The organism is Niveibacterium umoris, assembly GCF_014197015.1.
Taxonomy (GTDB): domain Bacteria; phylum Pseudomonadota; class Gammaproteobacteria; order Burkholderiales; family Rhodocyclaceae; genus Niveibacterium; species Niveibacterium umoris.
In genome coordinates this window covers 2,034,326-2,058,320 of sequence record NZ_JACIET010000001.1, presented here as the reverse complement: position 1 = coordinate 2,058,320, position 23,995 = coordinate 2,034,326, and the positions used below count along the sequence as shown (strand labels likewise).

Sequence of the window (23,995 nt, the reverse complement as noted above, 5' to 3'; positions counted from 1 at the left end):
CGGCAGCTACGGGGCCAGGCTTGACGGTTTCCGCGGCACAGGCCGATGCGGGCAGCGTCGCCGACGCCGCGCATTACCAAGCGCTGGGCGGCGAAGATGGTGTGGCGGGCATCGTCCATGAACTGCTTGATCGCACCATCAGCGACCCGGCCACCCGGCGAACCTTCGACAAGATCAATCGCCCACGACTGGAGAAACTGCTGGCGCAACAGATCTGCGCGCTGAGCGGCGGGGGATGCCACTACGAAGGCGATCCGATGACACCGGTGCATGGCGGCATGAAGATCACCGAGGCCGAGTTCTACGGCATGGTCGAGCACCTGCGTGAGGTGCTTGATGCCCGCGCAGTGCCTCAATCCGCCAAGAACGCGCTGCTGGCAAAGCTCGCGCCGATGAAGCGCGACATCGTTGGCAAGTAGGGGGGCGCATGCGACGAATTGGTTTGTGGCTGCTGTTGTGCGTGATGCCGCCCGGGGTGGGCGCGACCGACGTCAAGGTGAATGTCATGACACCGGCCGGCGCACCGATCGAGTACGCGGTCGCAACCCTTGCCCCGCTGGGCAAGGAGCTCAAGGCCAAGCCGGGCAAGGCGATCATCGACCAGGTGAAGAAAGAGTTCGTGCCCTACGTCTCGGTGGTGCCGGCCGGCACGCTCGCGACCTTTCCGAATCAGGACAATATCCGCCACAGCGTCTATTCGTTCTCGCCGGCGAAGAAGTTTGAACTCAAGCTCTACGCCGGTACCAAGGCCGACCCGGTGCTGTTCGACAAGCCGGGCGTGGTGGTCCTGGGTTGCAACATCCACGACTGGATGATTGCGTATGTCTATGTGACCGAGGCGCCTTACTTCGGCAGCTCGGAGGACGAAGGCGAGATCGCCCTCAAGGGCGTGCCGCCCGGAGACTATGAATTGCATGTGTGGCATCCCGACAGCACCGGCGCCGAACTGATCCGTCAGGTACGTATTGACGGTTCGGCGCAGACGCTGCCGGTACAGATCTCGCTCAAGCCTCAGCGCCCGAAGGGAGAACAGCATCCTTACTCGCCCAAGTGATTCCCGGGCCACAGCGGCGCCGCCCATGCGCGGCTGGCTGCGTGCGCGCGAATGGTCCTTTGGTACGCGCATCGGCCTGCTGCTCGCCGGCCTGCTCGGGCTCTTCTTCGTCGCCGCGATTGTGGCGATTCGGGTCGAGAGCGACAGCTTCGTCGACAAGCGCGTTCGCGCCGAGGTCGAAACAGGTGCCCGCGTGCTGCACGACAAGATTACCCAGGATCGCGAGCGCTATCGCCTGGCTGCGCGCGTGCTCGCCGCCGACTTCGGATTCCGCGAAGCGGTCGCGACGCGCGATGCGGAAACGATCGTGTCCGCGCTTGCCAATCACGCACGCCGCATCAATGCCAATGCGGCCCTCTTGTTCGACCCGGACGGGCAGCTGGTAGCCAGTACCCCCGCCAATCAAGCCGTCGCCGCCGGTGCGCTCGGCAAGCTGATGCAGGCGGCCCAGGCACAGGATGGCGCCGACGGCATCGCCACCTTTGGCGGACGGCCGATGGTCGTCGTCGTGATTCCGGTGCGAGCACCCAACCTGATCGGGTGGATCGCGCTGGGGTTCGATCTCAACGACAGCTATGCGGCGCAACTGGGGCAACTGATCCGGGGGCAGGTCGCCGTGGTGGCAAAGGACCCGGCGCACCCGAGCCTGACCGCGTCAAACCTGCCACCGGATGCGCGCGCGGCGCTGGTTCGCGCGCTCGGGGCCGGCGAGGTGCCACTCCTGCCGGGGGCGACGCAAATCACTCTGGCCGATACAACCTACCTGTACGTCGCCACGCCGCTCATCGACGGTGGCGACGCGATGTTGCTCGACTTGCGCTCGCTGAAAGAGGCGCTGGAATCGTACGACGATCTGCGCAACGGCATGCTGGTGTTGCTGGGCATCGCCTTCCTCGTCGCAGTGGCGGCGACCCGCTCGCTGGCGCGAACGGTATCGCGCCCGATCCGCCGGCTTGCCTCGGCCGCTGGCGAGATCAGCGCCGGCAACTACGCACTGACCTTGCCGGTCGAGCACCACGACGAGATCGGCCGTCTGTCGACCGCGTTCAACGACATGGCACGGGCTGTCGAACTGCGCGAGGCCGAGATCGTCCGGCTCGCGTACTCCGACCCGCTCACCGATCTGCATAACCGGGCCAAACTTGGCGTGCTGGGCGAGGCGGTACTCAAGCGCGATGCGCTGGCGATGGTGGTGGTGCTCGACATCGATCGCTTCAGCGCAATCAACAACGCATTGGGCGACGTGATCGGTGACGTGGTGATCCGCGAATGCGGTGTGCGCTTGCGCAGCGCCTTTCCCGGCGCCGAGGTCGCGCGACTGGCGGCGGATGAATTCGCGATGCTGTTCGGCGCCGACGTGTGTGTGCCGCCGGAAGTGGTGTGGTCGCGGCTCGAAGCTGCCTTTGCGCGCGCCCTCGAGCTTGACGGCGCACCGCTCGACATCGCCTTGTCTGCCGGTATCGCGAGCTACCCGGCGCATGGTGGCACCATGTCCCAACTGCTGCGCAATGCCGAAATCGCGATGAACGACGCGCGCCGGCATCAGGCGGGGTTCGCGATCTACACGCCGGAACTGGACCTGAGCCGCACCTCGCATTTGTCGCTGTTGTCCGAGTTGCGCCAGGCGGTCGAACAGAACGAGTTGCGCATGTTCCTGCAGCCCAAGGTCTGCCTCAAGACCGGCCGGGTGGACAGCGCCGAGGCACTGATTCGCTGGCAGCACCCGCGCCGTGGTTTCGTGCCCCCCTTCGAATTCATCCCGTTTGCCGAGCAGACCGGCCGCATCGGACAACTCACGCGCTGGATGCTCCTGAGGGCGATGGAACTCACACGCGATCTGGCTGCGAAGGGCACGCCGCTGACCGTGTCGGTCAACGTCTCTGCCCGCGATGTGCAGGACGCGGGCTTTCCAGAGGTGCTGGACGCTCTCCTTGCCCAGTCAGGCGGGGCGCCGGAGCGGATCCGGCTCGAAATCACGGAAAGCGGCGTCATGGAAAACGCCGACCGTGCGCTGACCGTGTTGCACGCTTTGCGCGCACGTGGATTCACGCTGTCGCTCGATGATTTCGGCACCGGCTACTCCTCGCTCGCGTATCTACGCCGGATGCCGGTATCGGAACTGAAGATCGATCGCTCCTTCGTGCAGGGGATCCACCGCGACGCGGATGGCGAGAGCCTCGTGAAATCAACCATCGAACTGAGCCACAACCTCGGGCTCAGCGTGGTCGCCGAGGGCGTCGAGACGATTGAGGAGTGGCAGACGCTGGTGCGTCTTGGCAGCGACTATGTGCAGGGCTACTTCGCCAGCAAGCCGCTCGCGGTCGAGGACTTCATTGCCTGGCGTGCGGCGCGCACGCCCTTCCTGGTCGAGGCGGCAGGTTCCGGCGCCTGAGCCGGCGCCGCCATGCAACGTGATAAACTCGACTAAATTAGTCGGGTTCATCATGAGGCGATTCGAGCAATGGGTCTGAGCGAGAAGCAGGTTCAGGAATTCGTCGGCGGGCTGACCGATCCGGTCAGCGGCAAGCCGTTTGCGGCCGCCAAGGCGGTCAAGTCGGTGCGGGCCGAGGGTGGCCGGATCGAGGTCGCGATCGAGCTGGGTTACCCGGCGCGCAGCCAGCATGCAGCGATTGCGGCGGGGGTCGAGACGGCCTTGCGTGAGCTGCCCGAAGTGACCGCAGCACAGGTTTCGGTGAGCAGCCGCGTGGTGCCGCACACCGTGCAGGGCAACGTCAAGCTGTTGCCGGGCGTGAAGAACATCGTCGCGGTGTCGTCCGGCAAGGGCGGCGTCGGCAAGAGCACGACCGCCGTGAATCTGGCGCTGGCGCTGGCGAGCGAAGGCGCGCGCGTGGGCATTCTCGATGCCGACATCTACGGCCCGAGCCAGCCGCAGATGCTGGGTCTGCATGATGCGCGCCCGGAGAGCGAAGACGGCAAGACGATGATTCCGCTGCAGGCGCATGGCCTGCAGGCGAATTCGATCGGCTTTCTCGTCGACGTCGAACAGCCGATGGTGTGGCGCGGGCCGATGGCCACGCAGGCGCTGCGCCAGTTGCTGATGGATACCAACTGGGACGATCTCGACTACCTGGTGATCGACATGCCACCGGGCACCGGCGACATCCAGCTGACGCTGGCGCAGATCGTACCGGTGACCGGCGCGGTGATCGTCACGACGCCGCAGGACATCGCGCTGCTCGATGCCCGCAAGGGCCTGAAGATGTTCGAGAAGGTCGGCATCCCGATCCTTGGCATCGTCGAGAACATGAGCATCCACATCTGCTCGAACTGCGGGCATCAGGAACACATCTTCGGTGCCGGTGGCGGCGAGAAAATGTGCGCCGACTACGGCGTGCCTTTCCTCGGTGGCCTGCCGCTGGACATCCGCATCCGCGAGCAGACCGATTCCGGCGTGCCAACGGTGGTGGCCGATCCGCAAGGGCCGCTGGCCGATGCCTACCGCAGCATTGCGCGCAAGGTGGCCATCTCGATCGCGGAACGACAGCGCGACATGCGTTTCAAGTTCCCGAACATCGTGGTGCAGAACACCTGAAAACGAAAACGCCGGCATCAAGCCGGCGTTTTTCATGGTGCCTTGGCGTTCAGTGCAGCGCGATCCACAGCAGCACGGCGGCTGCGGCGAGGCCTCCCAGCACGCTGGCGATGATCCGGGTCTGCGAATAGCCGCTGGCCTTGGTCTTGACCGGTTCGTCGCTCTCCGGGCCATCGACCATGATCGTGGTGTCGGCGTAGATCGACGACGGCAGCACGGTCGGCACGTCCGGCAGGCGACGCAGCGGCGCCGCGGTCGTTGCGGGTTTCGCGGGCGGCGGGCTTGCTTCCGGAGCCGTCATCGGAGCCGCGGGTTCGGCCTCCGTGCGCACCGCCGCGTGCTTCGGCGTCGGGCGGATCTCGGTCAGCTGCGGCGCTTCGGCCGGCGCGGGCAGCGGCGCCTCCGCCACTTCCGCCGCGAGTTGCTGGATCGAGTCGAGGTAGGTGGCGACCAGCGCGTGGTCGGCGTCCTGCAGCGCGGTCAAGCCGCTTTGCTGGCGCCGGTCGGGCACGACGATCTGCGTCGGCATGATCGAATGCGCCGCGCGCTGCGCGCTTTCGGGTTCAGGCGCACTGTCGTCGTGGTCTTGCGTGCCCCTGTCATGCGCCGACATCAGGGCGTGGCCCGCAATGTGGGTGCGCTCGGGGTCAAAGGGTTCGTCGACGCCGGCGGTGCGTTCGGCCGGTGGCGGAGCGAGGAACTGTGGCGAGGGCGTATCCGGCAAGTTCGCCGGGGCGAGCACATCGCCGGCAGGCGTCGGCGCGGGGGACGGAGCGGGCACCGGTGCCGGCGTGGCCGCCTCTGGCGCTGCTGCGGGCGGCGCTGCGACGGGCACAGGCGCTACCGGTGCTGCCACCGGGGCGGCAGGCTGCGCAAGGGCGGGGCTTTCCGGCATTTCTTCGGCCGAGGCCTGCATGCCGATGCGGGCGAGCAGCGCCACATAACGCTGGGCTCCCGTCTGGTCGAGGTTCTTCTTCAGGATCGCCGGCCGGCCGGAGAACATCTGGCTGACTTGCGCCGGGTTGGCGCCAAGCCGCTCTGCCGCGGTCTGCATGACCTGCTCGCGAACATGCCCTTCGACGACTTCACCCCGGAAGATGATCCGGTAGCGTGTTTCCATCGGATTTCCTGACCTTTCGGTTGAGATTGCTGTTTCCGGGCGATTCCGGCAAAGCGCGAATGATAGTCGGACAATAGTGACCTGGCAGCTATTCTTGCGCGCCGGATTCAGAATTTTGCGTTCGGCGGCGCAATCCGGATGCGCCATCCGTCACTGCCGTGTGCACTGACGTCCCCGATTTCGCCCCAGCCGATCACCCGCCCTGCCTGTTTGAACACCGGCATCGCGGCGCGCCACCACGGCGGAATAGCCGAGTCGCGCGCGAGTGTCTTGATGTCTCGCGCGGGTCGTGCTGCATCCGGGCGGATGCGCTCGCCACCGCTGCGCGCGACCAGTTCGAGTTCGCCCGGTCGAAAGGCGAGGGCGTCGGGCGCCGACGCGGGCTCGAAGCACACCATGACGTCGCCCCAGTGCAAGGCAGGTTCGCCTTGCCAGATCGTCGCCACGCCAGGAAGTGGTACCTCGGCTGCCTCGAACCACACCAGGCCTGCATCGGCGCACAGCGCCCATTGGCCGAAAATGGCGCGCCAGGGCTGCTGGACGGTGCGCAACTGGCGCAGCGCCTCGGCCAGTTGGCGGGCGTCCGGCGCTGCGTGCCCGAGCACGGCGATGCGGGCGCGCAGCAGGTTCTTCAGCCGGGCGTCGTTGAGCGCGAGCAAGGCCGCAAGGCTGGCGCCGCGGCTGCACTCGACTGCCGCATGGTCGATAGCGGCAAGCGCATCGAGCAGTCCGGCAGCTTCGTGGAAATGGCTGGCGGCGCGTGCCAGCCCTGCCTCGGCTTGCGGCAAGCGAGCGGTCAGCGGGGCGAGTACCTCATGACGCAGGAAATTGCGGCGGAAGTGGGTGTCCTGGTTGCTCGGGTCCTCGATCCACTGCAAACGGTTTTGCTGTGCCCACGCCAGCAGCGCGGCGCGGGGCTCGTCGAGCAAGGGGCGCAGCAGCGCGGGCGGTCCGCGACGGGCGTCGACCCCGCGCATCGCTGCGGCGCCGTGAACGCCGGCGCCGCGAGTCAAGCGATGCAGCAAGGTTTCCGCCTGGTCGCCACGGTGGTGCGCGAGCACCAGCCAGTCGCCGCCGAGCGCGCGCAGCGCTGCATGGCGGGCGCTGCGCGCGGCCGCTTCGAGACCGAGGCCGCTGCTGCGGTCTACCGAAACGTGGAGGATTTCGCACGGCACACCGAGCGTTCCGCAGGCCTTCGCGCAATGCGCGGCCCAGGCATCGGCCTGCGCCTGCAGTCCGTGGTGAACGTGCGCCGCCCGCAAGCGCAGCCCGAGTGCGGGCGCGGCGCGGGTGAGCAGGTGCAGCAGGACGGTGGAATCGAGTCCGCCGCTGAATGCGACGGTGAGGATCTGGCCGGGGCGGGTGGCCCCGGCGAGGGTATCGCGGAGGCGCTGTTCAAGCAGCTCGGCGCCCGTGGCATCGGGCGCCGAAGGTTCAGGCAATCGCCTGTTCCTTGAAGCGGCCATAGCCCATGATCTTGGTGAGACGTTGCTCGATCAGGGCATCGGTCGACAGGTCTGAGGCCTGCCGCAGCGCGTCGACGAGCGCACGCTTGAGGCTTTGCGCCATCGCGCGGTGGTCGCGGTGCGCGCCGCCAATCGGTTCGTTGACGATCTTGTCGATCAGACCGAGCGACTTCAGGCGCGATGCGGTGATCCCCATGGTTTCGGCCGCATCGGCCGCGCGGTCGGCACTCTTCCACAGGATCGAGGCGCAGCCTTCAGGCGAGATCACCGAGTAGGTCGAGTACTGCAGCATCAGCAACTGGTCGCCGACGGCAATCGCCAGTGCGCCGCCCGAGCCGCCTTCGCCGATGATGGTGCTGATCAGCGGCACCTTGAGTTCAGCCATCACATAGAGATTGCGGCCAATCGCTTCGGACTGGCCGCGCTCTTCGGCGTCGATGCCGGGATAGGCGCCGGGGGTGTCGACGAAGGTGAAGATCGGCAGGCCGAATTTTTCGGCAAGGCGCATCAGGCGCTCCGCCTTGCGGTAGCCCTCGGGGCGCGGCATGCCGAAGTTGCGCAGGATCTTTTCCTTGGTGTCGCGCCCCTTCTGGTGGCCGATCACCATGCACGGCGTGCCGTTGAAGCGCGCCATGCCGCCCACGATGGCCTTGTCGTCGGCAAAGCTGCGGTCGCCGTGCAGTTCCTTGAAGTCGGTGAACAGGTGCTGCACGTAATCGAGCGTGTACGGGCGCTGCGGATGGCGCGCCACCATCGCGATCTGCCACGGCGTGAGCTTGGCGTAGATGTCCTTGGTCAGCGCCTGACGCTTGACCTCGAGCCGGGCGATTTCTTCGGAGATGTCCACCGCCGAATCGTCCTGCACGAAGCGCAGTTCCTCGATCTTGGTTTCCAGTTCCGCGATCGGTTGCTCGAAGTCCAGGGCCGTGATTTTCATGCCGTACCGCTCAAAAAAAGGTGCGCGATTGTAACCGATGGTGTCGGCGCCGGGCGCCGCGACTGTCAGGGCAGTTGATCTGGCGTGCCGGGCCCGTCAATCAGGATGCCGCGACCTGGTAGCTGCGCACCTCATGGTCCGCACCGAGCTCGATCAGCTCTCGCGGCAGGAGTTTGAGCGCCTTGTTCTGGCCCAGCAGGAACAGCGGCGCACCCGGCCGCACGCCATTCACAGGCACCGCCAGGCGGATCGTGGCGTCGCGCTGCAGCGGGTCGAGCAGCAGCACCCGCACATGTTGCGCGCCGTCATCGGCGTGCGCGGACATCGGATGCCATGAAAGCACTTCGACGCCGACATGTATCGCCTCGTCGGAAACGCGCTGCATGCGTCGCACCACGCCAGCCAGCCAGCGCGTGCCGTCGTTTGAATGCAGGCCGAGCAGCGCGCCGATGCGCAGGCGACTGCGTTCATCCACCGGAAGTGTGAGGCCGATGCCGTGCAGGCTGGCGTCGCGCTGCTCCCAGAGGCTCAATTGCGCGCTGGATTGGCCGGACAGCAGTTCGACGAAGGGTTCGAGGCCCTCGATGACCTGCACGGCGCCGGGCAGCGGGTGGCGACGGTGGCGCCTGACCGGGGGCTCTTCGGACCAATGGCGTGCGAGGTGGCGCAATAGCGGCGCGAGGTGCGGCGCGTCTGCGTGTTCCACGCCAAGCGCCGGGGGCAGCGTGCCGCCACGCACCAGTTGTTCCATCTCGATCAGGGTGTCGAGCGCGGCGCCGCCGCTGAAGTAGCGCACGGTCGCGGTGGGCGTGGGCGGGCGAGCCATGCGCATCGGCGCTTGAGGCAGCGCCGGGTCGACCCAGAACACGCTGTCGCTTTCCGCCTTTTCGGTGAAGCGAAGCGACGCGAGCACATAGTTGACGACCTGGCCGGCGAGCAGGATCTGCCGCTCGTCGAGTTCGTCGAGCGCGGCCGTGGCGAGGGCCACCGTACGCAGGTATTCCCGGGTGGCACTTGTCTCGGTCTGGCGATTGCTGCGTAGCCGCACCGGTTGGTCGGCAAAGCCCTGCCGCAAGGCGCTCAGGTAGGCGTGGCCGCAGCGGCGCCAGTGTTGCGGGTCGTGCGGGCCGTAGCGCAGGGCGTCCCAGCGTTGTGTGGCGTGCGCCGCACGCAGCAATCGCACCGCTACATCGGCGGTGAACTGGACATAGGGTTTGCGGCCGCTTTCGAGCGTTCGCAACAAGGCCGCATAGCGATCGCCGAGCAGCGTGAGGAAGTAGCGGGTGTCGCGCCACCGCGTGCTCGCGGCGGCCGACCACTTGAGCCGGCTGTCGACGTAGCGCTCGGCGAGCTGGCGGGTGTGCGCCTGCATCGCCTCGTCGAAACTGAGCAGCAAGCGCAGCAGGGCGGTCGGGTCGCTGTCTTCTTCGATCGGGCCGATCGTCTCGAGCCAGCCCGTCGCCTCCTTCAGCGCGTCGTCCGGAGATTTGCTGCCGATCTCGGTTACCGCGCGCTGCAACTCGCGCAGGTCGGCAAGCGGGTGGTCCGGACGAGAAGGGAAGAGTTTGAGCATGCCGACTCTCTATGGATTCCTGGACGATTCTACGCCGCGGCCGGAGCGGCAACTAGCATTTCGCCAGGCCGCTGCGCGCCGCTGCACACCGGTACAATGACGGCTTTTTTCGGCCAGGCTTTACCCATGCGGCAGTATCACGAACTCATGCGTCACGTGCTTGACCGCGGTCATCGCAAGTCCGACCGCACCGGCACCGGCACGCTCTCGGTCTTCGGCTGGCAGATGCGTTTCGATCTCGCCGAAGGGTTTCCGCTCGTCACCACCAAGAAGCTGCATCTGCGCTCGATCATCCACGAACTGCTGTGGTTCCTGCAGGGCGACACCAACATCCGTTACCTGAAAGACAACGGCGTCTCGATCTGGGATGAATGGGCCGATGAAAACGGCGAACTCGGTCCGGTCTATGGCAAGCAGTGGCGACGCTGGGAAACCGCGGATGGACGCACGGTCGACCAGATCGCCCAGTTGGTCGAAGGCCTCAAGAACAACCCGGATTCACGGCGGCACCTGGTGTGTGCCTGGAATCCGGGCGAAGTCGACAAGATGGCCCTGCCGCCGTGCCACGCGCTGTTCCAGTTTTACGTCGCCGACGGCAAGCTCTCGTGCCAGCTTTACCAGCGCAGCGCAGACATTTTCCTCGGTGTGCCCTTCAACATTGCCAGCTATGCGCTGCTGACGCTGATGATCGCGCAGGTCTGCGGGTATCAGCCGGGTGATTTCGTGCACACGCTGGGCGACGCGCACCTGTACTCCAACCATCTGGATCAGACCCGCCTGCAGCTTTCGCGCGAACTGCGCCCGTTACCGACCATGCGGATCAACCCGGAGGTGAAGGATCTGTTTGCCTTCCGCTTCGAGGATTTCGTGCTCGAAGGCTACGACCCGCATCCGCATATTCCCGCGCCGGTGGCGGTGTGATGCCCAGGCTCGCACTGATCGCCGCCGTGGCGCAGAACGGCACTATCGGACGCGACAACGCCTTGCCCTGGCGGTTGCGCGACGACCTGAAGCGTTTCAAGGCGCTGACCCTCGGCCATCCGGTCGTGATGGGCCGCAAGACCTGGGAGTCGCTTGGCCGGCCCCTGCCGGGACGGCGCAACATCGTGGTCACCCGGCAGCCCGGTCTCGTGCTTGAAGGTGCCGAGGTCGTGCATTCGCTGGACGAAGCGCTGGCGGGCTGCAATGACGCTGACACCGTGTTCGTGATCGGCGGCGCCCAGCTTTACCGTGAGGCGCTTGGCCGTGCCGATGCGCTGTACCTGACCGAAGTGGGTGCTGATGTCGAGGGCGACGCGCACTTCCCGCCCATCGGCGATGCAGGTTTCCGCGAGGTCGCGCGCGAATCCCACGCGGCCGGCGAGGGTAACGAGCACCCCTTCAGTTTTGTCGATTACATCCGCGCCTGAGGGCGCAGCCATTCACACGGAGTAAGCATGTCCGGAGATCATTTTCACGTCCATGGGCCGCACGATCATGCCGTTGAGCACGCGGGCCACGGCGGCGACGATTTCGCGTCGCAGATCGCAGTCATGACGGCCATCCTCGCCACCGTCGGTGCGTTGTTCAGTTACCAGGGTGGCGCCACCCAGAACGACGCGATGCTGCACAAGAACCAGGCGGCGATCCTGAAGACCGAGGCGGCCAACCAGTGGGCCTACTACCAGTCGAAGGGCAACAAGCAGAACATGGCGGAGCTGGGCGCCGTGCTGACCAGCGACGAACACCGCAATAAGTTCGAGGATGACGTCGCGCGCTACAAGGCCGAAAAGGAAGAAATCAAGAAGAAGGCCGAAGCTCTGGAAGAAAAGGTCAAGGCAGAGGATGAGCTGAGCGAAGCGTCAATGCATGTGCATCATCGCTGGGCACAGGCGATGACCGCGATCCAGATCGCCATCTCGCTCGCCGCGATCACCTTGCTGACGCGCAAGAAATGGCTCAAGTACGGCGCCTGGGGTACGGCAGCGTTCGGTGCGGCGCTCGCCGCGCTGGCGATTGCGCACATCTGACGCGCGCGGCATCTGCCTGAATGCACAAGGGCCCCGCGGGGCCCTTGTCGTTTCTGGCGTGTCAGTGGCGGTGCTGGAAGAGCGGTTCGAGCAGATCGGAGGCGCCGCCCCAGAAGATCTCGATGCCGATGCACAGCAGCACGAAGGCGGTCAGCCGCAACATCACGGTGGTCCCGGTCTTGCCCAGCAGGCCGACGATGCGGTCGGCGAAGCCGTAGCAGAGGTAGATCGTGATCGCGACCACCACGACTGCGATCAGCGCGCCGAGCGGCGCCGCGATCGGGCGCTTGCCGCCCTGATAGACGCTGGCGCCTAGCGTCAGCGCCACCGCGATCGAGCCGGGCCCGACGGTGAGCGGGAAGGTGTGCGGGTAGAACGCGCGGCTGGCGGCGACCGGACGTGTCCACTCAATCCGGGCACCGGCGTCGTCCTGATGCGCGTCGTCGGTTTGCAGCATCTTCCAGCCGATCGAACCGACCAGCAGCCCACCGGCGACCTTGACGGTGGCGGTGGAGATGCCGAAATAGTCCAGCACATACGAGCCGATGAACATCGCCGCCACCAGCAGCAGCGATGCGTTCCAGGCAACCTGCCGCGCCAGGTAACGGCGGGTGTCGGGCGAGGCGCCGTGGGTCAGCAGCAGGAACACCGGTGCGCCGCCTGGCGGGTTGATGATCGGCAGCAGCGCCGCGAGGATCAGCACCGTGTTCTTGAAGGCAGCCTGCAGGATGTCGAGCATGGTCGGGGGCGGCAGCGGGAAATCCCGATTGTGCCGCAAGCAATGGCCCGGCGGCGCGGGCCGGGGCGGGGCTCAAAGGAAAAGGGGCCGCAAGCGGCCCCTTGTGGCGGTCCACTCCGTCGGGCTCAGCCCTGCTTCACGCAGTCAACGTAGTACTTCTTCTTGCCATCCACCACCTCGCTGACCAGGCCATGCACATCGGTCTCGAAGCCGGGGAAGCGTTCGTTGAAGTCCCGCACGAACTTCAGGTAGTTGCAGATCGTGGCGTTGAAGCGCTCGCCCGGGATCAGCAGCGGGATGCCCGGCGGGTAGGGCGTCACCAGCATCGCGGTGATGCGGCCTTCGAGTTCGTCGATCGACACGCGCTCGATCTCGCGGTGCGCCATCTTCGACCAGGCGTCGGTCGGGCGCATCGCCGGCTCCATGTCCGACAGGTACATCTCGGTCGTGAGGCGCGCGACGTCGTGGGCGGCGTAGAAGTCGTGGATCTGCTGGCACAGGTCCTTGAGGCCGATCTTCTCGTAGCGCGGCTGCTTGGCGATGAATTCCGGCATCTGGCGCCACAGCGGCTGGTTGCTGTCGTAGGCGTCCTTGAACTGCTGCAGCTCGGTCACCATCGTATTCCAGCGGCCCTTGGTGATGCCGATCGTGAACATGATGAAGAACGAGTACAGGCCGGTCTTTTCGACGATGATGCCATGCTCTGACAGGTACTTCGTCAGGATGTTCGCCGGGATGCCCCAGTCGGCGAAGTGGCCCTCGACATCCAGCCCCGGCGTGATGATCGTCGCCTTGATCGGGTCGAGCATGTTGAAGCCTTCTGCCAGCTTGCCGAAGCCGTGCCAGTGGTCCCCGGCACGCAGCATCCAGTCTTCGCGCAGGGCCATGCCGTCGTCGGCGAGGTAGTCCGGGCCCCAGACCTTGAACCACCAGTCCGCACCCCATTCCTCGTCGACCTTGCGCATTGCGCGGCGGAAATCCAGCGCTTCGGAGATCGACTCCTCGACCAGCGCGGTGCCGCCGGGCGGCTCCATCATCGCAGCGGCGACGTCGCACGAGGCGATGATCGCGTACTGCGGCGAGGTGGAGGTGTGCATCAGGTAGGCCTCGTTGAAGCTGGCGAGGTCGAGCTGACGGCCTTCCGAGTTCTGCACGAGGATCTGCGAGGCCTGCGACAGGCCGGCCAGCAGTTTGTGCGTCGATTGCGTCGAGAACATCATCGACTCCTTGCAGCGCGGGCGATCGGCGCCGATCGCGTGGTAGTCGCCGTAGAAGTCGTGGAAGGCAGCGTGCGGCAGCCAGGCTTCGTCGAAGTGCAGGGTGTCGATCTTGCCGTCGAGCTCCTGCTTGATCTCCTCGACGTTGTAGAGCACGCCGTCGTAGGTGCTCTGCGTGATCGTCAGCACCCGCGGCTTGGCGTTCTTGTCGGAGATGAACGGGTTGCGGGCGATCTTCTTCTGGATGTTCTCCCAGCTGAATTCGCTCTTCGGGATCGGGCCGATGATGCCGAAGTGGTTGCGCGTCGGCATCAGGAAGACCGGAATCGCGCCGGTCATGATGATCGAGTGCAGGATCGACTTGTGGCAGTTGCGGTCCACCACCACGATGTCGCCCGGCGCCACGGTCGAGTTCCACACGATCTTGTTCGAGGTGGACGTGCCGTTGGTGACGAAGAACAGGTGGTCGGAATTGAAGATGCGCGCGGCGTTGCGTTCCGATGCCGCGACCGGGCCGGTGTGATCCAGCAGTTGCCCGAGTTCATCCACGGCATTGCATACGTCGGCGCGCAGCATGTTCTCGCCGAAGAACTGGTGGAACATGCGGCCCACCGGGCTCTTCAGGAAGGCAACACCGCCCGAGTGCCCCGGGCAGTGCCAGGAATACGAACCGTCCGCGGCGTAGTGCACCAGCGCGCGGAAGAAAGGCGGCGGCAGGCTTTCGAGGTAGGCGCGGGCTTCGCGCACGACATAGCGCGCGATGAACTCCGGCGTGTCCTCGAACATGTGGATGAAGCCATGCAGTTCGCGCAGCACGTCGTTCGGGATGTGGCGGCTGGTGCGCGTCTCGCCGTGCAGGAAGATCGGGATATCCGGGTTGCGGAAGCGGATTTCCTGCACGAAGGCACGCAGTTCTCCGATCGTCTCTTCCGCTTCGTCCGAGGTCAGCTCCTCGTCATCCACCGACAAGATGAAGCCTGAGCCGCGGCTTTGCTGTTGCGCGAAGGACGTGAGGTCGCCGTAGCTGGTGACGCCCAGCACTTCCATGCCTTCCTTCTCGATCGCCTCTGCCAGTGCGCGGATACCCAGACCCGAGGTGTTTTCCGAGCGGAAATCCTCGTCGATGATGATGATCGGAAAATCGAAGCGCATCAGGCCAGCTCCCTGCAACCACAAAAGGAAAAAAGGGGCAGGTGCTTGTGGCGCCTCCCCATCGGAAAGCGGCGGATGATAGCAGCCCTGCGTGAAAGTGGTATGCCCGTTAGCGAGAGGAGTGGAGCCCTGCCGTCACAAGGTCTGGTGGGCGCCTCGTGTGGGCAGGCGCGGGCGGGCTCGCGCGGGTTTGAGGCGACGGTGCGGGCGCGATGGAGTGGCGCCCTTGGTGGCGGCGCTCAGAGTGGGCGGGTGTAGCGCTCCAGCCGGCTTTCCTCGTAGTAGAGGCGGTCGCGTTCCTCGCGCAGTTCGCGGTCAAGGCGCGACAGATCGTTGCGGATGTTGTGGCGCTCCTCGTCGCTGCCCGCCTTGTCGAGCTTGCCTTCCAGCGTGCGGCGACGATAGTCGAGGCTGCTGACCCGCTGGCGCTGGTCGTAGACCGAACGCGCGACGCGGTAGGCGTCGTTGAAGCGTGCATCCAGGGCCGGCGGGCACACGCCACCGTAGGAGTCCCCCGCGAGCCCGACGTTGATGGCGTTCTGCGGCGTGCAGTACTGCTGCAACCCGGTTTCGTAGCCACGCGACCAGGCGCGCTCATCCACGCGGATGCCCACCTTGCCGCAAGCCTCATCGTGGTCCGCCACGCGTGTGCGGTCCGCCCCCTTGCTGCCGTCCCGATAGCCGATGTGCTCCCAGTCGGCGGTGCGGCATTCCTTCTCGGACAGGCTGGCGCAAGCGCCAAGCGAGAGGGTGAGGATGCTCAGTGCAAGCAGGCGGACGTTCATCGCGAGGCCTCAGATCTTGGGCAGGGTGACTCCGGTCTGGCCGAGATACTTGCCGCCACGGTCCTTGTACGAGGTTTCGCAGATCTCGTCGCTTTCGAAGAACAGCATCTGCGCGACGCCCTCGTTGGCGTAGATCTTTGCCGGCAGCGGCGTGGTGTTCGAGAACTCCAGCGTCACATGGCCTTCCCATTCGGGTTCCAGCGGCGTGACGTTCACGATGATGCCGCAGCGTGCGTAGGTGCTCTTGCCCAGGCACACCGTCAGCACCGAGCGCGGGATGCGGAAGTACTCCACCGTGCGGGCCAGTGCGAAGGAGTTCGGCGGGATGATGCAGAAGTCGCCGGTGAAATCCACGAAGGTCTTGTCGTCGAAGGCCTTGGGGTCGACGATCGTCGAGTTGATATTGGTGAACACCTTGAATTCGTTGGCCACACGCACGTCGTAGCCATAGCTCGACGTGCCGTAGGAGACGATGCGCTCGCCGTTGGCCGAGCGCACCAGTTCCGGCGCGAAGGGCTCGATCATGTTGTGTTGGGCCGCCATGCGGCGGATCCACTTGTCAGATTTGATGCTCACGGGTCGAGCTTCCAGCGAAAAATAGACCGCGCATTCTACCTTTCCCGCTTGCGGCGTGGGGTTTTGGGGTGTGCTGCGGCGTGGGGCGCTTTTGCAGCCAGGTGGGGCGACTTGATCGAACCGTCGGTTTGCGCCCGCCGGCATGCGCCGCCGTGATCCGCCTCGCACCCGGAATCCCGCGAAACCGAATCGAAAGGCGGCTTGAGGACAACGCGCCGGCGTCTATCAATTGTCTTTGAGGTGACAATTGATGCCGCTCAACGTTTGGATGGGGCATGCGCCTAGCCTTGAACGATCAGTCTTCTCAGCCCTCGTGAAGGTGCATCATGAAAACGATCCTCAAGCATTCCCTGCTGGCGGCGACACTGCTGCTCTCGTTCGAGGCCTCTGCCGAACGCTTCCTCAATGCAATAAAGGTGGACAAGGCGCCGGTGCTGGAAAGCCTGGCGGCAGACCCGGCTTGGGCGTTGGCCAAGCCGGCCACGGTCAAGCTGCATAGCGGTCAGGGTTTCACCAACGGCCGCACGCTGGCGACGATCAAAGCCGTCTACACCGCCGACAGCCTGTACATGCTGGTTTCCTATGACGATCCGACCCAGTCGCTGCGCCTGAACCCCTACCAGAAGCAGGTGGATGGCTCATGGAAGAAGCTCGTCGATCCGCAAGATCGAGGCGGCGACGACAATCGTTACCACGAAGACAAGTGGGCGATGTTCTGGAACGTCGGCAATTCGATGCGGGATTTCAAGCGGCGCGGCTGCTTTGCCGGGTGCCATGAAGAGCCCACCGCCAAGTCCTATGGCAACAAGTACACCAAGAACCCCGGCGACATTGGTGACCTGTGGGTGATGCGCAGCGTGCGCGGCGGCATATCGCTGGGGCAGCCGGATAATGGGTATCTGGACGACACCCGATTCGACAAGGACAAGGCGCCGGATGCCGGACGCAAGGCCGATGCGAGCACGGGCGGCGGCTACGAGACCATCAAGCTGATCAACGGCAAGCCTGAATTCATGAACAAGGATGGCAAGCCGGCGAACAAGGGCGGCACTTACTGGCTCAAGGCAGAAGACAAGGCGCCCTTTGACGATTCCAGATTCGTCGCGGGTGATGAAGTCGCGTCGGTGATGGTCAGCAAGTTCACCGGTGACCGCGGCGTACTCTCCGGCGCGGGTGCCTGGGCCAATGGCAAATGGACCTACGTCGTCTCGCGCAAGCTGACAACGGCCTCGCCTTACGACATCCAGTTCAAGGATCTCGACGTGCCGTACTACTTCGGCTTCGCCGCCTTCGACAACGCGGAAGTCCAGCACACGCTGCACAAGGGTACGGTGGTCCTTAGGTTCGCGAAGTAGCCTCCATTGGGCATGGCAAAGGCGCCGCAAGGCGCCTTTTTTGTTGTGCACGCCAGCCCGGCGCGATTGGCGGGGAGCCCTGCGCAGCGAGTGCGATGCGGCTTCGTGTTTGGGCGCCGGCAGGGTCTGCTTCAAAAGTCTCACGTTGCCGATGCAGATCCTTGCCGGCCTGCGGCACGCACCGGGTCTGGGAGCCACAGTCCTCAAGGGTTTCCTTGCGCGGCCGTTAATATCCGAAGTTCCAGTACATCCGGTCAGGATCATGGTCAAGCCGCAGAAATTCCGCCTCGGTGAATTGCTCGTCCAGCAGCAGCTGATCACGCAGGTGCAGCTGGAAGAGGCGCTGGTGCAGCAGAAGACCACCGGCCGCAAGCTCGGGCGGGTGCTGGTCGAGATCGGGCAGGTCACCGAGGAGCAGATTGCCGGTGCGATCGCGCGACAGCTCGGCATGCCTTATGTCGATCTGCGCGACTTCGATGTCGACCGCAAGGTGGCCGCGCTGCTGCCCGAGACCATGGCGCGCCGCTTCCGCGCGCTGGTGCTGGCGGAAAAGGATGGCGGGCTGCTGGTTGGCATGTCTGACCCGTCCGACATCTTCGGCTACGACGAAATCTCGCGCGCGCTCAAGCGCGACGTAAACCTCGCGGTGCTGAGCGAATCTCAGCTCGCGCAGAATATCGACCGGCTCTATCGCCGCACCGAGGAAATCAGCGGCCTCGCCAAGGAGCTCGAAAAGGATCTCGGCGACACCTACGTCGATTTCGGCGCCTTCGGTCAGGCGACGGGCGCCGAGGACGCACCGGTCGTCAAGCTGCTGCAGTCGATCTTCGAGGACGCGGCGCAGATCAAGGCTTCCGACATCCACATCGAACCGCAGGAAACGCGGCTGCAGATCCGCTTTCGCATCGACGGCGTGCTGCACCTGCAGACCGAAAGCGACAACCGCATCGCGCCCGCGCTGGTGCTGCGGCTGAAGCTGATGTCCGGGCTCGACATCAGCGAAAAGCGCCTGCCGCAGGATGGCCGCTTCAACATCCGAGTCAAGCAGCAGTCGGTGGATATCCGGATCTCGACGATGCCGACGCAGTACGGCGAATCGGTGGTGATGCGCCTGCTCGCGCAGAACGCGGGCTTGCTCGATCTGGATCGCATCGGCATGCCGCCGGCCATGCTGGAGCGTTACAAACGCCTGATTTCGGCATCGAACGGCATGGTGCTGGTTACCGGCCCCACCGGCAGCGGCAAGACCACCACGCTTTACGCCAGCCTGGCCGCGCTGAACAACATCGAGACCAAGATCATCACCGTCGAGGATCCGGTCGAGTACCGCCTGCCGGGCATCAACCAGGTGCAGGTGAACGAGAAGATCGAGCTCTCATTCGCCCGGGTGTTGCGAGCAACGCTGCGGCAAGACCCGGACATCCTGCTGGTGGGCGAGATGCGCGATCAGGAAACCGCGCAGATCGGCATCCGCGCGGCGATGACCGGGCACCTTGTCCTTTCCACGCTGCACACCAACGACGCGGCCAGTACGCCGACCCGCCTGATCGACATGGGCGTGCTGAAGTACCTGGTGACCACCTCGCTGCTGGGCGTGGTCGCACAGCGGCTGTTGCGGGTGGTCTGCGACAGTTGCAAGGAGCCCTACGCGCCGCGTCCGAACGAACTTGCGTGGCTGGAGCGCGAACTCGGCGAGGCGGTGCACACCGGCAAATGGATGCACGGCCGCGGATGCCCTCAGTGCAACGGCACCGGCTTCCTCGGCCGCAAGCCGGTCTATGAATTGCTGGAGATGAACCGCGAGATGGTTGATGCGCTCAACCGCAACGACGTCTCGGACTTCCCCGCGATTGCACGCCAACAGCTTGGCATTCACACCCTGCGCAACCACGCGGCGCGTCGCGTGCTGGCGGGCGAGACCACTGTGCATGAAGCGATGCGCATGGTCTCGGTGACGGACGACTGAGCATGGCCGGCTATTCGTATCGGGGGCGCGATGCGCGCGGCGTGCTGGTCGAAGGCTTGCTCGACGCTCTGAACGAAGCCGCAGTGGCCGACAACCTGATGTCGCGTGGCATCACGCCGCTCGACATTCGCGTGGCGCGCGGGCGCGGTTTTTCGCTCGGCCGGCTCAAACTGGGCGAGCGCAAGGTCAGCGACGAAGACATCATGTTCTTCAGTCGCCAGATGTACACCTTGATGAAGGCTGGCGTGCCGATCCTGCAGGCGCTCGGAGGCCTGCGCGAATCCTCGCAGGTGCCGGCGTTTGCGGCCGTGCTGGGCAAGCTGCGCGAGGGGCTGGATTCCGGGCGTGAACTGTCGATCGCACTCACCGACACCGGCGTCTTCAGCCCCTTCTACATCGCGATGGTCAAGGTCGGCGAGATGACCGGCCGCCTCGATCTGATCTTCCTGCGCCTCTTCGAGCATCTCGAGTTCGAGAAGGAGATGCGGCAGAAGATCAGCGCCGCGATCCGCTATCCGAGTTTCGTCATCATTGCGATGGCCGCCGCGATCGCGGTGATCAACCTGTTCGTGATCCCGTCCTTCGCCAAGGTGTTCAAGCAGTTCAATGCCGAACTCCCGCTCATCACGCGCGGGCTGATCGGCTTCTCGAGCTTCACCGTCGAGTACTGGTGGCTGGTGCTGCTGGTCTGTATTGGCGCGGCCGTTGGCGTCCGTTTCTGGCTGAAGACGCCGGCCGGGCGCCTGAAGTGGGACCGCGCAAAACTGCGCATGCCGATCGTCGGCGACACCGTCAGCAAAGCCACGCTGGCCCGGTTCGCGCGTGCCTTTTCGCTGTCGCTCACGAGCGGCCTGCCGGTGACGCAGGCCTTCGCGGTGGTGGCGCAGGTGGTCGATAACGCCTGGATCGCGATGAAACTCGACACGATGCGGCAGGGTGTCGAACGTGGCGACAGCATCCTGCGCACCGCAGCGGCGTCGCGGGTGTTCACCCCGATGGTGCTGCAGATGATCCAGGTCGGCGAAGAGTCCGGCGATGTCGATGGCCTGCTGATGGAAGTGGCCGAGATGTACGAACGCGAGGTCGCCTACGAGGTCGACAACCTGAGCGCGCGCATCGAGCCGATCCTGATCGTGTGTCTGGCGGGGCTGGTGCTGCTGCTGGCGTTGGGCGTGTTCCTGCCGATGTGGGATCTGGGCAGCGCGATGATGCGCCGGCAGGGATGAGACGCGGGGCGCGTGGCTGGCCTCTGCTGGAAATGGCGCTGCTGGTGGTGGTCGGCGCGGTGGTGATGTGGGCGATTTCCTCGCGGCTGGAGCGCATGGCGATCGAAACCGAACGGATGGCAATGGAGATGACCGTCACCAACCTTCGCACCGGCTTGCGCTGGCGCGAGGTGAATCGGCAGCTTTCGGGTCAGCGTTACGATGTGTTTTTGACAAATCCAGTTGAATTGATTGAGTCCGCCCCGCCTAATTACAGCGGAATGGTGGCGGGGGCGGATATCGCCGCGGTAGCGCCGGGCAACTGGTACTTCGATCGCGGCATCCGGCAGTTGTGTTACCGACCACGCGCGATCGCGCAGGTCGAGATGAAAGGACAGGCGATCTGTTTCGCGCTGCGGCGTGTGGCAGAGGGCGATGTGGTGCTGGTCACCACCACGCCTTATCGCTGGAAGTGAGTCGCGGGCGGCCTTGCCGCCGGCGGCATTGTGAGCAGTAGAAAACGGAGGAGCAGGGCATGAAGAAACAAGCTGGTTTTACGCTGATCGAACTGATCGCGGTGATCGTGATTCTGGGCATCCTGTCGGCAATCGCGCTGCCGAAGTTCGTCAATCTGACGTCCGAGGCGCGTGTTGCCAAGATGCAGGGTGCCGTCGGTGCGGTCAATTCCGCAGCGGCGCTGATCCATGCGAAGTGGCTGGCGGCCGGGTCGCCTACGACTACCAAGGCGATTGATTACGAGGGCGGCTCCCTCGATGCTGTCACTGACATGACTTTCGGCTATCCGAAGGGGACCAAGATTGCGGGCGTGGCGGGCCTTGCATCGACTGACTTCACTGTAACGGGAACGACCACCGCAACTGTGGCTGATCCGACCAAGGCGACTTGCAGCTTCACCTATGCGGAACCGACCGCAGCCGGGTCGGCACCGGTGGTGACGACAAGCAGCCTGACGACGACCAACTGCTGACCGTTCCGCCGGCAACGGCGGGACGTCCTGCTCGCATGCGCCATCCGTCTCGCTCGGCGGGCTTCACGCTCGCCGAGCTGATCGCCGTCTTGGTCATCGTCGGCATTCTCGCGGCGGTGGCGATGCCGCGTTTTGCCGCGCGCAGCGGCTTCGACGCCTTTGGTTACGGTGAGACGCTGCGGCGCGGGCTGCGGCTTGCGCAGAAGGCGGCCATCGCCAAGCGTCGAACGACCTGCGTGAGCCAGACTGCCACAACGCTGACCCTGAGCTTCGCCTCGGCGGCGGGGTCCGGCAGCTGCGATACTCCGCTGCTCGATCCGGCAACCGGCGCCGCGTTTAGCGAGAGCGTGCCGAGCGGCCTGGGTGTGGCGGTGGCGAGCTTCAGCTTCGCGCCCTCTGGCCGGCCGTCCGCGGCGCAGAGCATTGCGGTGACGGGTGACATCACGGTGACGGTGGTGGTCGAGGCGGAGACCGGCTATGTCCATTGAGCGCCGCCCTGAAGCCGGCGTCACGCTGGTAGAGTTGCTGGCCTTCATTGTCATCGTCGGCGTAGGGCTGGCGGGGGTCATGCTGGCTGTCCGCGCAGCGGTGGGTGCCAGTGCGGACCCGATGATCCTCAAGCAGATGACGGCGATCGCGGAGTCCTTGCTGGAGGAGGTCTCGTCCAAGGCCTTCACCTTTTGCGATCCCTCGGACCCTAACGCCGCCACTGCGACGAGTACGGCCGGCTGCTCGCCGGGGCTCGCCGAGGGGCTCGGGCCCTTGCCCGGGCAGAGCCGTTTCAGCAGTACCAATCCGTACAACAACGTCGGCAACTACGCCGGCTATGCGATGAACGCGGGCATCCTGAACCCGTCGGATGGCACCGCCATCGCTGGTCTGGGCGGCTACAAGGCTGCCGTGACGATCGCCCAGGTCGGCTCCAGTTTCGGCATGCCGGCGAGCGACGTGCTGCGCATCGACGTCACGGTGACCGGGCCGAACTCGGCGCAGATCGCGCCGATCACGCTGACCGGCTATCGCTTCCGCTATGCACCCAATGCGACACCCTGAACTGCGCCGCGCCGGGCGCGGCTTCACGCTGGTCGAGATGGTGGTGGTCATCACCATCGTCGGGATCCTTGCCGCGGTGGCGTCCGCCTTCATCCAGCGACCGATGGAGGCGATGATCGATGCCGCCAACCGGGCCAGCCTTGCCGACGTTGCGGATACCGCGGTGCGCCGTATCGCGCGCGACCTGCGCTCAGCCCTGCCGAACAGCGTCCGCGTGACGACAAGTGGCAGCGGTGCGGCGACCCGTTACTACATCGAATTCCTGCCGACGGTGGGCGGCGGGCGCTACTGCGCCGCGCCGGATTCCGGGGGCGTGTGTTCCAGCGCTGCCGGCAGCAGCGCAAACCCGCTGTCGTTCGACGCCGTGGACAGCAGCTTCGAGGTGATCGGCCCGATCCTGCAGCCCGTATCCGGCACGATCCAGTATGTGTCGGTCTACAACCTCGGCATTCCCGGCGCCGACGCCTGGGCCGGGGATACGCTGGCGAGCTTCTCTGCGATCAGCGGTGGTACGGCCAAGACCATCACGCTGGCGGCGCCCAAGCAGTTTCCGTTTGCTTCGCCGGGCAACCGCTTTCACCTGGTGGCCGCGCCGGTGACCTACGAGTGCGCGCCCCAGAGCAGCGGCAACTCCGGCAGCGGGACGCTGACGCGCTACTGGGGTTACGCGCTGTCGGCAACCCAACCGACCACCTTCCCGGGGGCGAGCGCTGCGCCGCTCGCCGGACGGGTGGCGGCCTGCTCGATCGACTATGGACAGGCGGCGATCGACCAGAACGGTCTGGTGAGCCTGTCGCTGACGCTGCGCCAGAATGGCGAATCGGTGACCCTGACGCATGAGGTGCTGGTCAACAATGTGCCGTGAGCGCGGATTCCTGCTCCCCGCCGCCGTCTTCCTGCTGGTCGTGCTGGCCGGTATGGCGGCCTTCCTGCTGCGGGTCAGCGCGTCGACGCAGCAGACCGTCGCGCTGGATCTGCAGGGGGTACGCGCCTACCAGGCGGCGCGGGCCGGCATCGAGTACGGCCTGTATCAGGTACAGCGCAGCGGAGTCTGCGCGGCTTCGACGAGCGTGACGCTGCCCGCCGGCTTCAATGGTTTCAGCGTGAACCTGCAATGCAGCGGTACGAGTTTCCAGGAGGCCGGCAGCGGCCGCACGCTCTACCAGCTGAGCGCTACCGCCAGCTATGGCAGCGCCGGCAGCAGCGACTTCGTTGAGCGTCAGATCGTGGCGAGTACCGAGCGATGA

The 23,995-nt window shown here is 65.4% G+C and carries 24 protein-coding genes; 16 read left to right on the top strand and 8 right to left on the bottom strand.

Going from position 1 to position 23,995, the window contains the following annotated elements; genetic code table 11:
- Positions 1-20 precede the first annotated feature (20 nt).
- The 4 genes from GGR36_RS09295 to apbC all read left to right on the top strand — a co-directional run bounded on the left by GGR36_RS09295 (position 21) and on the right by apbC (position 4,607).
- Positions 21-419, top strand: coding sequence for a group I truncated hemoglobin (locus GGR36_RS09295; protein ID WP_183634315.1), 399 nt, complete (start codon positions 21-23; stop codon positions 417-419).
- 8 nt (positions 420-427) lie between these two features.
- Positions 428-1,054, top strand: a complete 627-nt coding sequence (locus tag GGR36_RS09290) for a methylamine utilization protein (protein ID WP_183634314.1) — start codon at positions 428-430, stop codon at positions 1,052-1,054.
- Between the two features lie 25 nt (positions 1,055-1,079).
- Positions 1,080-3,446, top strand: coding sequence for a putative bifunctional diguanylate cyclase/phosphodiesterase (locus tag GGR36_RS09285; protein ID WP_183634313.1), 2,367 nt, complete (start codon positions 1,080-1,082; stop codon positions 3,444-3,446).
- A gap of 69 nt (positions 3,447-3,515) precedes the next feature.
- Positions 3,516-4,607, top strand: coding sequence for an iron-sulfur cluster carrier protein ApbC (gene apbC, locus GGR36_RS09280; RefSeq protein ID WP_183634312.1), 1,092 nt, complete (start codon positions 3,516-3,518; stop codon positions 4,605-4,607).
- Between the two features lie 49 nt (positions 4,608-4,656).
- On the opposite strand, the gene GGR36_RS09275 is transcribed toward apbC, so the two are convergent.
- The 4 genes from GGR36_RS09275 to GGR36_RS09260 form a co-directional block, all read right to left on the bottom strand.
- On the bottom strand, positions 4,657-5,727 hold the full coding sequence (locus GGR36_RS09275; RefSeq protein ID WP_183634311.1) for a SurA N-terminal domain-containing protein: 1,071 nt from the start codon (positions 5,725-5,727) through the stop codon (positions 4,657-4,659).
- Between the two features lie 107 nt (positions 5,728-5,834).
- Positions 5,835-7,169: a tRNA lysidine(34) synthetase TilS gene (gene tilS, locus GGR36_RS09270; RefSeq protein ID WP_183634310.1), complete on the bottom strand. Its 1,335-nt coding sequence runs from the start codon at positions 7,167-7,169 to the stop codon at positions 5,835-5,837.
- Complete coding sequence (locus GGR36_RS09265; protein WP_183634309.1) at positions 7,162-8,130, bottom strand: acetyl-CoA carboxylase carboxyltransferase subunit alpha; 969 nt, start codon at positions 8,128-8,130, stop codon at positions 7,162-7,164. The genes tilS and GGR36_RS09265 overlap by 8 nt, the downstream gene beginning before the upstream one ends.
- A 100-nt stretch (positions 8,131-8,230) precedes the next feature.
- Positions 8,231-9,703 carry a hypothetical protein gene (locus GGR36_RS09260; RefSeq protein ID WP_183634308.1) on the bottom strand — a complete coding sequence of 491 codons (1,473 nt, stop codon included), beginning with the start codon at positions 9,701-9,703 and terminating at the stop codon, positions 8,231-8,233.
- A gap of 126 nt (positions 9,704-9,829) precedes the next feature.
- Here GGR36_RS09260 and GGR36_RS09255 point away from each other — a divergent pair, with 126 nt between their 5' ends.
- The 3 genes from GGR36_RS09255 to GGR36_RS09245 are packed head-to-tail and all read left to right on the top strand — an operon-like array spanning position 9,830 to position 11,712.
- Positions 9,830-10,624, top strand: a complete 795-nt coding sequence (locus tag GGR36_RS09255; protein WP_183634307.1) for a thymidylate synthase — start codon at positions 9,830-9,832, stop codon at positions 10,622-10,624.
- Positions 10,624-11,112: a dihydrofolate reductase gene (locus tag GGR36_RS09250; RefSeq protein WP_183634306.1), complete on the top strand. Its 489-nt coding sequence runs from the start codon at positions 10,624-10,626 to the stop codon at positions 11,110-11,112. Before GGR36_RS09255 ends, GGR36_RS09250 begins: the two co-directional genes overlap by 1 nt.
- Positions 11,113-11,139: 27 nt before the next feature.
- On the top strand, positions 11,140-11,712 hold the full coding sequence (locus GGR36_RS09245; protein ID WP_183634305.1) for a DUF4337 domain-containing protein: 573 nt from the start codon (positions 11,140-11,142) through the stop codon (positions 11,710-11,712).
- Positions 11,713-11,773: 61 nt separating this feature from the next.
- On the opposite strand, the gene GGR36_RS09240 is transcribed toward GGR36_RS09245, so the two are convergent.
- The 4 genes from GGR36_RS09240 to dcd form a co-directional block, all read right to left on the bottom strand.
- Positions 11,774-12,451 (bottom strand): MarC family protein, encoded by a 678-nt coding sequence (locus GGR36_RS09240; RefSeq protein WP_183634304.1) that lies wholly within the window; start codon positions 12,449-12,451, stop codon positions 11,774-11,776.
- 125 nt (positions 12,452-12,576) lie between these two features.
- Positions 12,577-14,820 carry an arginine/lysine/ornithine decarboxylase gene (locus GGR36_RS09235; RefSeq protein ID WP_183634303.1) on the bottom strand — a complete coding sequence of 748 codons (2,244 nt, stop codon included), beginning with the start codon at positions 14,818-14,820 and terminating at the stop codon, positions 12,577-12,579.
- 239 nt (positions 14,821-15,059) lie between these two features.
- The gene (locus tag GGR36_RS09230) at positions 15,060-15,605 is read right to left on the bottom strand and encodes a DUF2799 domain-containing protein (protein ID WP_183634302.1); all 546 of its coding nucleotides are present in this window, start codon (positions 15,603-15,605) and stop codon (positions 15,060-15,062) included.
- Between the two features lie 9 nt (positions 15,606-15,614).
- Positions 15,615-16,181, bottom strand: coding sequence for a dCTP deaminase (dcd, locus tag GGR36_RS09225; protein ID WP_183634301.1), 567 nt, complete (start codon positions 16,179-16,181; stop codon positions 15,615-15,617).
- Between the two features lie 326 nt (positions 16,182-16,507).
- On the opposite strand from dcd, the gene GGR36_RS09220 reads away from it, so the two are divergent.
- The 9 genes from GGR36_RS09220 (at position 16,508) to GGR36_RS09180 (ending at position 23,995) form a co-directional block, all read left to right on the top strand.
- Complete coding sequence (locus tag GGR36_RS09220; protein ID WP_183634300.1) at positions 16,508-17,536, top strand: ethylbenzene dehydrogenase-related protein; 1,029 nt, start codon at positions 16,508-16,510, stop codon at positions 17,534-17,536.
- A gap of 262 nt (positions 17,537-17,798) precedes the next feature.
- Positions 17,799-19,502, top strand: coding sequence for a GspE/PulE family protein (locus tag GGR36_RS09215; RefSeq protein ID WP_183634299.1), 1,704 nt, complete (start codon positions 17,799-17,801; stop codon positions 19,500-19,502).
- A 2-nt stretch (positions 19,503-19,504) separates the two neighbouring features.
- Positions 19,505-20,728 (top strand): type II secretion system F family protein, encoded by a 1,224-nt coding sequence (locus GGR36_RS09210; RefSeq protein WP_183634298.1) that lies wholly within the window; start codon positions 19,505-19,507, stop codon positions 20,726-20,728.
- Positions 20,729-20,760: 32 nt separating this feature from the next.
- Positions 20,761-21,183 carry a hypothetical protein gene (locus GGR36_RS09205; protein WP_183634297.1) on the top strand — a complete coding sequence of 141 codons (423 nt, stop codon included), beginning with the start codon at positions 20,761-20,763 and terminating at the stop codon, positions 21,181-21,183.
- Positions 21,184-21,242: 59 nt separating this feature from the next.
- The gene (locus GGR36_RS09200; RefSeq protein WP_183634296.1) at positions 21,243-21,695 is read left to right on the top strand and encodes a type II secretion system protein; all 453 of its coding nucleotides are present in this window, start codon (positions 21,243-21,245) and stop codon (positions 21,693-21,695) included.
- Positions 21,696-21,730: 35 nt separating this feature from the next.
- Complete coding sequence (locus GGR36_RS09195; RefSeq protein ID WP_183634295.1) at positions 21,731-22,183, top strand: pilus assembly FimT family protein; 453 nt, start codon at positions 21,731-21,733, stop codon at positions 22,181-22,183.
- Positions 22,173-22,748 (top strand): type IV pilus modification PilV family protein, encoded by a 576-nt coding sequence (locus GGR36_RS09190; protein WP_183634294.1) that lies wholly within the window; start codon positions 22,173-22,175, stop codon positions 22,746-22,748. Before GGR36_RS09195 ends, GGR36_RS09190 begins: the two co-directional genes overlap by 11 nt.
- Positions 22,735-23,613, top strand: coding sequence for a type II secretion system protein (locus tag GGR36_RS09185; protein ID WP_183634293.1), 879 nt, complete (start codon positions 22,735-22,737; stop codon positions 23,611-23,613). Before GGR36_RS09190 ends, GGR36_RS09185 begins: the two co-directional genes overlap by 14 nt.
- Positions 23,603-23,995 (top strand): hypothetical protein, encoded by a 393-nt coding sequence (locus GGR36_RS09180; RefSeq protein ID WP_183634292.1) that lies wholly within the window; start codon positions 23,603-23,605, stop codon positions 23,993-23,995. The genes GGR36_RS09185 and GGR36_RS09180 overlap by 11 nt, the downstream gene beginning before the upstream one ends.